This is a genomic window from Candidatus Vogelbacteria bacterium (assembly GCA_021414225.1).
Lineage (GTDB): Bacteria > Patescibacteriota > Minisyncoccia > Phycocordibacterales > XYD1-FULL-46-19 > JAIOOX01.
In genome coordinates this window covers 399,198-409,485 of sequence record JAIOOX010000002.1, presented here as the reverse complement: position 1 = coordinate 409,485, position 10,288 = coordinate 399,198, and the positions used below count along the sequence as shown (strand labels likewise).

Annotated in this window: 12 protein-coding genes; 11 read left to right on the top strand and 1 reads right to left on the bottom strand. The window is 41.2% G+C overall.

Annotation, left to right across the window (positions count from 1 at the left end; all coding sequences use genetic code 11):
* Positions 1-306 precede the first annotated feature (306 nt).
* The 10 genes from K8Q91_02825 to K8Q91_02780 all read left to right on the top strand — a co-directional run bounded on the left by K8Q91_02825 (position 307) and on the right by K8Q91_02780 (position 8,366).
* Positions 307-969 (top strand): fibronectin type III domain-containing protein, encoded by a 663-nt coding sequence (locus K8Q91_02825; protein ID MCE9628908.1) that lies wholly within the window; start codon positions 307-309, stop codon positions 967-969.
* A 72-nt stretch (positions 970-1,041) separates the two neighbouring features.
* A complete protein-coding gene (gene murB / locus K8Q91_02820) occupies positions 1,042-1,983 on the top strand; it encodes a UDP-N-acetylmuramate dehydrogenase (protein MCE9628907.1) in 942 nt (313 codons plus the stop codon).
* Positions 1,984-1,993: 10 nt separating this feature from the next.
* Positions 1,994-3,379 (top strand): Asp-tRNA(Asn)/Glu-tRNA(Gln) amidotransferase subunit GatB, encoded by a 1,386-nt coding sequence (gatB, locus tag K8Q91_02815; GenBank protein MCE9628906.1) that lies wholly within the window; start codon positions 1,994-1,996, stop codon positions 3,377-3,379.
* A 19-nt stretch (positions 3,380-3,398) separates the two neighbouring features.
* Entirely contained in the window at positions 3,399-4,418 is a 1,020-nt protein-coding gene (gap, locus tag K8Q91_02810) for a type I glyceraldehyde-3-phosphate dehydrogenase (protein MCE9628905.1), read from the top strand.
* A gap of 22 nt (positions 4,419-4,440) precedes the next feature.
* Positions 4,441-4,908, top strand: coding sequence for a hypothetical protein (locus tag K8Q91_02805; GenBank protein ID MCE9628904.1), 468 nt, complete (start codon positions 4,441-4,443; stop codon positions 4,906-4,908).
* Between the two features lie 22 nt (positions 4,909-4,930).
* Positions 4,931-5,398 (top strand): RpiB/LacA/LacB family sugar-phosphate isomerase, encoded by a 468-nt coding sequence (locus K8Q91_02800; protein MCE9628903.1) that lies wholly within the window; start codon positions 4,931-4,933, stop codon positions 5,396-5,398.
* 7 nt (positions 5,399-5,405) lie between these two features.
* Complete coding sequence (locus tag K8Q91_02795; GenBank protein MCE9628902.1) at positions 5,406-6,038, top strand: hypothetical protein; 633 nt, start codon at positions 5,406-5,408, stop codon at positions 6,036-6,038.
* 116 nt (positions 6,039-6,154) lie between these two features.
* The gene (locus K8Q91_02790) at positions 6,155-7,024 is read left to right on the top strand and encodes a transketolase (GenBank protein MCE9628901.1); all 870 of its coding nucleotides are present in this window, start codon (positions 6,155-6,157) and stop codon (positions 7,022-7,024) included.
* Positions 7,025-7,041: 17 nt separating this feature from the next.
* A complete protein-coding gene (locus tag K8Q91_02785; protein MCE9628900.1) occupies positions 7,042-7,383 on the top strand; it encodes a nuclear transport factor 2 family protein in 342 nt (113 codons plus the stop codon).
* Positions 7,380-8,366 (top strand): transketolase family protein, encoded by a 987-nt coding sequence (locus K8Q91_02780; GenBank protein ID MCE9628899.1) that lies wholly within the window; start codon positions 7,380-7,382, stop codon positions 8,364-8,366. The genes K8Q91_02785 and K8Q91_02780 overlap by 4 nt, the downstream gene beginning before the upstream one ends.
* Before the next feature lie 53 nt (positions 8,367-8,419).
* On the opposite strand, the gene K8Q91_02775 is transcribed toward K8Q91_02780, so the two are convergent.
* Positions 8,420-9,409 carry a carbohydrate kinase family protein gene (locus tag K8Q91_02775; protein ID MCE9628898.1) on the bottom strand — a complete coding sequence of 330 codons (990 nt, stop codon included), beginning with the start codon at positions 9,407-9,409 and terminating at the stop codon, positions 8,420-8,422.
* Between the two features lie 14 nt (positions 9,410-9,423).
* On the opposite strand from K8Q91_02775, the gene K8Q91_02770 reads away from it, so the two are divergent.
* Positions 9,424-10,287 carry a class II fructose-bisphosphate aldolase gene (locus K8Q91_02770; GenBank protein MCE9628897.1) on the top strand — a complete coding sequence of 288 codons (864 nt, stop codon included), beginning with the start codon at positions 9,424-9,426 and terminating at the stop codon, positions 10,285-10,287.
* Position 10,288: the final 1 nt, after the last annotated feature.

Sequence of the window (10,288 nt, the reverse complement as noted above, 5' to 3'; positions counted from 1 at the left end):
TCCGGCTTGCGCGTGACCAAAGACTTCCGTTCGTTGACCGAACCTGGCGCCAACTGGCTCCGTTTCGGTTTCCGGCCTACGGGAGGTCAGTGGATCGTGAGGACGGTGGAGGTGGCGGTTCAATAGAAGTAAACTCTGCAAAATTTAACCCACCCCCAGCGCATGCGCGTTGGGGGTGATTTTTTTGGCTTTAAATCGATTATACTTGCATATTTTTTAAATATGTGGTAGTAATACATTAGCTCTAAAAGGCGTTTGTCTACGCAGAAAGAGCCATTATTTAATAGTTTTAGCGCATATACAAGTATGAACTCATTTGTTTCAAAAATTGGCGTTACACTTGCGGCTCTTGCGCTCGTGATTGCGCCTACTACCTCAGCTATTGCTGCTGGTATTAATGTTTCTATTACTTCTCCAGCCAATGGTAGTACTGTTGGTGTTAATCAAGCAACAACCTTTACTGGTTCTGCCACTGGTGGTGATGTTTCAACTTACAGTTTTAACTGGGTTTGGGGTGATGGCAGTGAAAACGGTAGTACCAATGTAAATGGTCAGACTTCTAAGTCTAAAACCTATAGCACTACCGGAGCAAAGACTGTAACTTTAAACGTTACTGACTTTAACGGTAACAGTGGTACTAAATCAATTACTGTTACATCAGGTACTGTTACTAATCCAGACAGTAAGCCAGTTATTTCTGATGTTTTGGTAGCTTCTAAGACTCAAACTACAGCTACTATCACTTGGAAAACTGACATTGATGCTACTAGTCGTGTTATTTACGGACTAACTTCTCAAAAAGATCCAGTAACTCTTAGAGAGATTGGTTCAGCTCCTAACTATAACTACACTAATTCACAACCAACTTCAGTGAACTCAAGTTCACCAAAGACTAAGATTCACTCAGTTACTTTGACTGGATTGACTCCTGGTACTAAGTACTACTTCCGCGTTTTGTCTGCTAAGTAATATTCACAGACAGACTAGGTTTAACTAGAAAAACCGTATGGTATACTCACCATACGGTTTTTCTTATGCTGTATGAAAAATATTTGGCCTAATTTACAAACCAATATTGATATAAAAACCCTGACCACTTTCGGTGTTGGCGGTACAGCCGCTTTTTATCTAAAAGTGACGTCGCCGGCTGATTTGTTGACGGTAATGGAGGGGGTAAAAAAAATCAAAGTTCCTTACTTAGTTATGGCTGGAGGTAGTAATTTGGTTTTTGCTGATAAAAAACTCAATAAATTATTGATTCATGTTACTACCTCTAGTACAGATAAAGAAGCAATAAAGATAACTGGTAAACAAGTGGTCTGTCAGGTGGGGGTGCCTCTAGCGAAGTTAATCGATCTAACTCTTAAAAATAACTTAGCTGGCTTAGAAGCCCTGTCTGGTATTCCGGGTACGGTCGGGGGAGCAATAGTGGGTAATGCTGGAGCCTACGGCCAGACGATCAGTGATCGTCTCGACTCAGTGGATATTTTTGATGGTAAAAAAGTTAGGACTCTGACAAAAGGTGATTGTAGATTTAGTTATCGCGATAGTATTTTAAAACACAAAGAGTGGATAGTTTTGACTGCCACTTTTTCTTTAGAAAGAGGGGATAAGAAGTTATTACTGGCCAAATCAAAATCAATTATCAAAACTCGAAACGCCAAATATCCACCAGGTTTGAAATGTCCGGGTAGTTTTTTCAAAAACGTATTGGTAAAAAAGGTGTCTAAGGAGTCACTAAAGAAAATTGATCAGTCAAAAATAATCGATGGGAAAATTCCAACTGGCTATTTATTGGAAGTAATTGGCGCTCGAGGGATGAAACAGGGTGGAGTGTATATTCCGGAATATCACGGTAATTTGCTGGTCAACGACGGCACCGGTACTTATAAAGACGTCATCAGTTTAGCTAAAAAACTGAAAACTAAGGTCAAAAAGCAGTTTGGGATCGAACTCGAAGAAGAGGTGCGGTATATGCTATAATCCCGTTATTATGGAATACAAACCAACGATTGGCTTAGAAATACATGTTGAACTAAAGACCAAAACCAAGATGTTTTGTCGTTGTCTCAATAATACTGACGAGACCCGACCAAATGTTAATATTTGCCCAGTTTGTATGGCTCACCCTGGGACGTTGCCGGTTCTCAACCTAGAGGCTATTAAACATGTTTTACGGGTGGGTAAAGCACTTGGTTCCAAACTAGCCGACTTCACTGAGTGGGATCGAAAGAACTATTTTTATCCAGATATTCCCAAAGGTTATCAAATCAGTCAGTATAAATTTCCACTGGTTGAAGGGGGTACTTTGGCTGGTGTTGATATTACCCGTGTTCACCTGGAAGAAGACACCGCTCGGTCGCAACACGTCGGCAATGATAGTCTGATTGATTACAATCGTGCGGGAGTGCCACTGATGGAACTGGTAACTGAACCGGTGATTACCTCGTCTAAACAAGCGGGGGATTTTGCGCGTGAATTACAACTCTTGATCGGTCCTGAATATTTACATATTTCTGAAGCTAATATGGAGAAGGGAGAGATGCGGGTGGAAGCGAATATTTCTTTAAATATGGGTACGAAAGTTGAGGTTAAAAATCTCAATACTATTTCTGGTATGGAAAAAGCGATCGACTTTGAACTCAAGCGTCAGCAAGAATTGGTGGAGCATGGTGATCGAGTGGTTCAAGAAACTCGCGGGTGGGATGAAAACGCCGGCAAGACTTTTAGTCAGCGAAAAAAAGAGTCGTCACATGACTATCGCTATTTCCCAGATCCAGATTTACCAAAATTGTATGTCAGCCAAATACCCGAATTACAGAACTTTGATTTACCGGAACTGCCGTGGCAAAAAAGAAAACGACTGGCCGATGAATTTGGTATTAAACAATCTGATATTGAAATTTTTGTCAGTGATCGGATCGTCGGCGCTTTATTTGAAGACACTATGAAGGTTTTGTCTGATAAAAAATTTGCCCAATTGACTGCCAACTACTTAACCTCAGATTTGGCTGGTCTACGAAAGAATATGTCTGAGATCAAAATGCCGGAACCGACCAGTTTTGCTGAGCTAATAAATATGGCCGAAGGTGGCGAGATTTCTTCTCGTGGCGCCAAAGATATCTTGGCGGTTCTTGTCACTGAAGGTGGTAATCCAAAAGCGATTGCCGAAAGCAAAGGTCTCTTCCAAAAAAGTGACGAAGGGGCTTTGGCGGCTATTGTTGATCAAGTAATCACTGAAAATCCAAAAGTAGTAGAGGACTACAAAGCCGGCAACGAACGCTTAATTCAATTCTTAATTGGCCAAGCCATGAAATTATCTAAAGGTTCGGCTAATCCAGCAGTCCTCACTAAAATGTTTAAAGAAAAATTATCATAAGTGATATAATCTTTTATATATGACAACTAAAGTAGCCATCAATGGTTTGGGGCGAATCGGGCGAGCTTTTTTGAAAGTAGCTATTACTAATCCAGATATTAAAATTGTCGCGGCTAATGATTTGGGTGATTTAGAAAACTTAGCTTATCTCTTACGGTATGATAGTGCTTACGGTAAATCCGGACTCGACGTCAAAACTGACAACGGATCACTGGTGGTTAATGGTCAGTCAATAAAATTTATTCAAGAAAAAGATCCAGCCAAATTGCCGTGGGCAGAACTGGGAGTGGACGTGGTTGTCGAATCAACTGGTTTTTTTGAAAGTTACGACAAAGCCAAACTTCATATTGATGCTGGGGCCCGCAAGGTGGTAGTGTCAGCTCCGATCAAGGGTGAACCGGTACCGGGGATTACTGGAGGGACAGTGCTGATGGGTATTAACGATGAGATGTTGGCGACTTGTCAGATTTCTTCCAATGCTTCCTGTACGACCAACTCAGCTAGTCCGTTAATTAAAATTTTGCACGATACTATTGGTATCGACAAAGCAGTTCTTAATACGATCCATGCTTATACTGCTAGTCAAAAATTAGTGGATTCACCCGATGCTGGTGATTTCCGAAGAGGACGAGCGGCCGCTCAAAATATTGTACCCTCGACGACTGGCGCGGCTATTGCTGTGACGAAAGTAATTCCAGAACTCGCTGGTAAGTTCGACGGCATCGCTCTGCGTGTGCCGGTTATTACTGGTTCTTTGGTTGATGTCACCTTTATTGCTAAAAGAAATACGACCGTTGAAGAGGTTAACGAAATTTTGAAAGAAGGAGCTGCTAATCCACGGTGGTCAAAAGTGTTTGCGGTAACCGAGGAACCACTGGTGTCGTCAGATATTATTGGCGAGTCACATGCTTCCCTTGCGGACCTGGCCTTTACCAAGGTGGTTGGTGGCAACTTGGTCAAAGTGCTCGCCTGGTACGACAATGAAATGGGGTATACTCATACCCTTGTTGATCATGTAATCAAGACTGGTGGCGTTTAGGCAGAAGTGATACTATAAAATTATGAATAAATTTAAATTTTTTGGAGTACTATTTTTAATAGCGGTATTGGTTGGAGGGGGATTTTATTATTACCAAACAAATTTTTCTAAATCCGATGTAACTATCACTGATTGGAAGACATACACCAATGAAAAATATAAGTTTGAAGTTAGTTATCCTGAGGATTGGACCTTAAGAGATGGTTCTATGACCTACACTAATGGTAATAGAGATTCTAAAGGTGTTGGTCTTGATGGGCCTGTCAGATATGATTTTCCTGGTTATGAAAAAATCGGAGTCAGATACTCTCTCAGTATTGGATTTAAAGATTTTTACAATAAAGAAGATGTGGTAACTAATTACAGTGGTTTTATAAAATTAAAAGAAGACGGTGAACAGGCCCCACAACCAGTCACAATTGCTAATCTTAAAGACGATAAAGATTATCAAACCGCTCAGAAAATTATTGCTTCTGCTCATCTTAAATAAATAACTCTGAAGCATAAAAATTATGAAAATCTTACTTGCTTCCGATCACGCTGGGTTTGAATACAAACAAAAACTAAAAGAATTTTTGTTGGAGTTTGGTTATGAAGCTCACGATGAGGGAGCCTTCAGTCTTGATGAGAATGACGACTATCCAGATTTTATTAGTATGGTAGCTAAGCAGGTGAGTAGTGACCCGGATAATATCAAAGGGATTATTTTGGGTGGTTCTGGACAAGGTGAAGCGATGACAGCTAATCGTTACAAAAATGTTCGAGCGACTGTCTATTATGGTGGTGACAAAAATATCATTACTGCCTCACGTGATCATAATAACTCTAATATTTTATCGCTCGGTGCCCGCTTCTTGTCTTTAGACGAAGCTAAACAAGCAGTCAAAGACTGGCTTCAAATTCCTTTCTCTGGCGATCCGCGGCACCTTCGTCGCATTCAAAAGATTGATAATTTGGTAGTAGAAGAAAATTCATTTTAAGTTTTTTATGAACTCCAAGATAAAACCAGCGATCATTAGTGGTGATTTTAATGAAATAATGTACAAAATCGGCGTTGTCGATGAGTTTGTGGAGTGGGTTCATTTGGATGTGATGGATGGAAAGTTTGCGACATCCGAATCGTGGCACTCGCCGGATGATCTGGATATTCTGGAGGGCAATACTAAACTAGAGGTTCATTTGATGATTGAAAATCCGGAAGATACGTTGGTCTACTGGACTAGGGTAGCCGATCGAGTACTTGTTCACTATGAGTCAACCGAGCATTTGGAAAATATCTTTGCCTCACTTGAACCACACAGTACCAAACTTGGCCTAGCTGTTTTATTTGATACGCCACTAGAGAAGATTCAGCCTTATTTAAACAGAATAGATTTTATCCAGCTGATGGGAGTAGAAAAAATTGGTTATCATGGCCAACTATTTAATTCTCAAGTTTTAGAGAGGATAAAAACCTTACGTGAAATGTCACCAAATGCTACAATACAGATTGACGGTGGAGTGACGATGGAGACAGGGAAACAATGTCTCGAGGCTGGTGCGGATATTTTAGTGGTTGGTTCTGGTATCTGGCAAGCCCAAGATCACACTGGTGCTTTGCAAGAGTTTTTGAAGTTATAATTTCGAATTTAGCTCCTTTCGCAAAACACACATAAATTTCTGCTGAAATTTTGTTATGCTCGGCCCGTCGGCCTTGCGCAATATTTTGCTCAAGGACTAAATTCTTCATATTTAAAGTGGAACATTTTCACGAAGACAAAATAAAAATCCTAGAGGAAAAGGCGAACTTAATTCGTCGCTCTATTATTGAGATGTTGATGGTGGCCGGTTCTGGCCATACCGCTGGACCTTTGGGGATGGCGGATATTTTTACTGCTTTATATTTTCATATTCTAAAACACGATCCCAAGAATCCGACCTGGGCTGATCGAGATCGTTTGGTTTTATCTAATGGTCATATCTGTCCGGTTCTCTATGCCACCATGGCCCATGCTGGCTATTTTCCACTGGAAGAATTGAAAACTCTGCGTAAGTTCGGCTCCCGACTCCAAGGTCACCCCCATCGAGAGTATTTGCCAGGTATTGAGACCAGCTCTGGTCCGCTTGGTTCTGGGCTATCGCAAACAGTCGGTATGGCTTTGGCGGATAAAATAGACAAAGGCACAGCCAGTGATCGATTTTTTTATTGTTTGATGTCCGATGGGGAACTAGACTGTGGTAACACTTGGGAAGCGGCGATGCTGGCTGGTAAACATGGTTTTCATAATCTCATTGCCATTATCGATCGAAATAATATTCAGATTGATGGTTTTACGGAAGATATTATGCCGGTGGAACCATTGGCTGATAAATGGCGGGCGTTCAATTGGCATGTGATCGAAATTGATGGTCATAACTTTGAAGAAATTGTTGATGCGGTGGGGCAAGCGAAAGCGGTGTTTGGTAAGCCGACGATGATTATTGCACACACGATTCCTGGTAAAGGGGTAGCCGAATTTGAGCGTCGCTACGAATGGCATGGTAAACCACCAAATAAAGAAGAAGGGGAGAAGGCGTTAAAAGAATTGAGAACTCTGTGGGGAAAAATTAAAAGCGAACATGAATAACGCTCGCTTACTGAAAAATGCACACAGACAATATAAAAAAATATTATAGTTTAGTAGATCAAAATAAATTTGAAGAATTAACAGATCTATTTAGTGATGATATTGTCTATAATCGAGCGGGATTGGTTATTAAAGGAAAAAAAGAGTTTTTAAATTTCTACGCTAATACAAGAACTATTAAAGGTAGTCATACGATAAACAAAATTCTTGGTAATTCTGAAGTAGTGGTTGTCCAAGGAGATTTCAATTTTATAGATTATCGGATAACTTCTTTTGTAGATATTTTTTCTTTTGATCATCATGGTAAAATAAAAGAACGAGAAACATACTTATTATCTGGTAGTGAGGACATACAATGATTAACAACTTGCAAAAACTAAATCCGAAATTATTTGACCTGGCCGTGGAACAATCACCGGTGCGCAAAGGCTATGGCGAAGGTTTGTTGGAGGCGGGGAAGTTGGATAAACGAATAGTGGCTTTGTGTGCCGATCTAACTGAATCAACGCAAACACATTTATTTGCCAAAGAATTTCCAACTAGATTTGTAGAGATGGGAGTAGCTGAGCAAAATCTCGCTGCCGTGGCTTCTGGTATGGCCGCTATGGGTAAAATCCCTTTTATCACTTCTTATGCCATGTTTTCTCCTGGGCGCAATTGGGAGCAGATTCGAACGACGATTGCTTACAATAATCAACCGGTAAAAATAGTTGGTTCTCACGCTGGAGTGTCAGTTGGTCCTGATGGAGGGACTCACCAAGCGATCGAGGATATCGCTATTATGCGGGTTGTTCCTAATATGGATGTGGTAGTGCCTTGTGATGCTATTGAAGCCAAGAAAGCCACTCTAGCGATCGCTCAAACTACTAGACCAGCCTACTTACGTTTAGCGCGCGAAAAGACGCCGGTTATCACTACCGAAGCCACGCCGTTTGTGCTCGGTAAAGCCAACATGTTGTGGCGCGGTGATAGTGCTCAGGTAGCGATCATGGCCTGTGGGCCGATGGTATTTAATGCTCTGGCGGCGGCTAAAAAATTGGCCGAACAGAAAATATCTGTGACTGTGACCAATGTCCACACAATCAAACCATTAGATGAAGAAACTATTTTACGTGTCGCGACCGAAGCCGGAAAAGTGGTGACAGTCGAAGAGCATCAAATTGCTGGCGGTCTAGGTAGTGCGGTAGCTGAACTATTGTCCGAGAAAAAACCAATGACAGTTGTTCGTTTGGGTGTTCATGATCAATTTGGGCAATCCGGTACTCAGCCAGAACTAATCGATCACTATGGTATGAGTGTTGATGATATTGTTGAAGCGGTCAAAAAAGTTTGCAGAAAATAAGATTTTTGTAAAATTGTCTAACAAAAAATACCCAACTGCTTGGGTATTTTTTGTTAGATTATTTGCGCTTTATAGTCAGCTGGAGCTTTGGTAAGCCAATCTTGAATTTGTTCCATTGTTAGTAAACCAGCTTGAGCGCCGACATGCTGAACGACATTCATGGAGTTGATCGGCGCCAGAGTGAGAGCTTCTTCAACTGATTTGCCCAAAGCGATCATGGCGGTGAAAGTGCTAGCGAAAGAGTCGCCGGCGCCAGTTCGTTCGAGAGGTGGTTTTGGATCGGGATAAATAGGCATAAACAATTTAGTGGTACCATCGAAACAGTAAGCTCCTTTGGGTCCGTCGGTAATGACTACAATTTTTGGCCCTAGTTCGTGAACTTTTGATAGTAAATCAGCTACAGTATCTTCCGGGGCGTCGATAATTCTTCTGGCCTCCTCAACGTTGCAGAAAAATATTTCCGTTACTGCATAAATATCTTTCAAAGTTTCCGCTCCCAGTTTTATCTGAAAAGTACCTGGCTGAAAAACTAGTTTAGTCTCTGGGTGATTTTTTATGTATTCGGCAATAGTGTGATGGAAAGGGAGAGAATTTTCACCTAACGAACTGAGATAAATAAAACGAGGTGGCTCAAAGGTTGGTAATTCGTAATCAAATTCTTCGTGCTTGATCAAAATAGTGCGGTCATCTTCGTACCAGAGAACGTAATGATAGTTAGAACTTTTTCCAGGATTTACTTTTACTAACGAAGTTTCGACCCCATTTTTTTTCAAAGTAGCTAGGTCTTCTCGGCCGTGCTCATCTTCACCAATGTTGGTCACCACAGCTGAAGATAAGCCTAGTCGAGTGGCTGAGACGGTAGCATTAGGACTATTACCCACCGCTGATACCACTGTGGCCGACTCATAAGGTATTTTATCGCCAAAACGCATACAAATCTGGCAATTTTGACGGTCTATTTGGCAGTTAACGTGAGCTTCTTTAATTCTGATAAAGACGTCGGTGGTAATGTCGCCGATAGCTATAAAATCAAATTTAGACATGGTAGAATTGTAGCATGAAAACTTTACGCGAGGTAATTGGCGAGGCGCAGGCTCAAAAAGTAGCGATTGGACACTTTAATATTTCTAATACAGAGGGTTTGTGGGGGGTTTTTAGAGCGGCTCAGGCCCTAAATGTTCCGGTCATTATTGGGGTATCCGAAGGGGAACGAGATTTTATTGGTGTTAAGCAAGTGAAAGCTTTGGTTGATACTTTAAAACAAGAGTTTAACTACCCGGTTTTCTTAAATGCCGATCATACTTATACTTTTGAGCGAGTTCAAGAAGTGGTGGATGCTGGCTATGACGCAGTGACTATTGATGGCAGTAAAATGTCTTTTGAAGAAAATGTGGCCTTCACCAAAAAATGTGTAGAGTACGCCAAAAGTAAAAATCCAAACATGATTGTTGAGGGAGAACTTGGTTATATCGGCACATCTTCCAAGTTGCTGGACGAGATTCCTGAGGATGTAGTCACTTCGGGGGAAGGTTTGACCACACCAGAACAGGCTCAAGAGTTTGTCGAGAAAACTGGAGTAGATCTTCTTGCTCCGGCGGTGGGAAATGTTCATGGAATGTTAAAAGCTACCCATGATCCTCGGCTGGATATTGACCGAGTGAGTAAAATTTATCAATCAACCAATGTTCCACTGGTACTTCATGGCGGATCAGGGACTGTTAATGAAGATTTTACCAATGCCATTAAGGCGGGAGTGGCGATTGTTCACATTAATACTGAAGTACGCGTGGCGTATCGTGATGCGCTTAGATTGTCATTGCAAGAATTTCCAGATGAAGTGGCTCCATACAAAATATTAAAACCAGCTGTCCAAGCAATTGAAAAAGTGACCAGCGAAAGATTAAAACTTTTTAACCAATAAT

What these genes read in the sequence shown, in the direction of transcription:
- murB (MCE9628907.1), top strand. Translation starts at nt 1,042, where the DNA reads ATGAAAAATATTTGGCCTAATTTACAAACCAATATTGATATAAAAACC.
- K8Q91_02795 (MCE9628902.1), top strand. Translation starts at nt 5,406, where the DNA reads ATGAACTCCAAGATAAAACCAGCGATCATTAGTGGTGATTTTAATGAA.
- K8Q91_02785 (MCE9628900.1), top strand. Translation starts at nt 7,042, where the DNA reads ATGCACACAGACAATATAAAAAAATATTATAGTTTAGTAGATCAAAAT.
- K8Q91_02775 (MCE9628898.1), bottom strand. Translation starts at nt 9,409, where the DNA reads ATGTCTAAATTTGATTTTATAGCTATCGGCGACATTACCACCGACGTC.
- gatB (MCE9628906.1), top strand. Translation starts at nt 1,994, where the DNA reads ATGGAATACAAACCAACGATTGGCTTAGAAATACATGTTGAACTAAAG.
- gap (MCE9628905.1), top strand. Translation starts at nt 3,399, where the DNA reads ATGACAACTAAAGTAGCCATCAATGGTTTGGGGCGAATCGGGCGAGCT.
- K8Q91_02780 (MCE9628899.1), top strand. Translation starts at nt 7,380, where the DNA reads ATGATTAACAACTTGCAAAAACTAAATCCGAAATTATTTGACCTGGCC.
- K8Q91_02805 (MCE9628904.1), top strand. Translation starts at nt 4,441, where the DNA reads ATGAATAAATTTAAATTTTTTGGAGTACTATTTTTAATAGCGGTATTG.
- K8Q91_02800 (MCE9628903.1), top strand. Translation starts at nt 4,931, where the DNA reads ATGAAAATCTTACTTGCTTCCGATCACGCTGGGTTTGAATACAAACAA.
- K8Q91_02825 (MCE9628908.1), top strand. Translation starts at nt 307, where the DNA reads ATGAACTCATTTGTTTCAAAAATTGGCGTTACACTTGCGGCTCTTGCG.
- K8Q91_02770 (MCE9628897.1), top strand. Translation starts at nt 9,424, where the DNA reads ATGAAAACTTTACGCGAGGTAATTGGCGAGGCGCAGGCTCAAAAAGTA.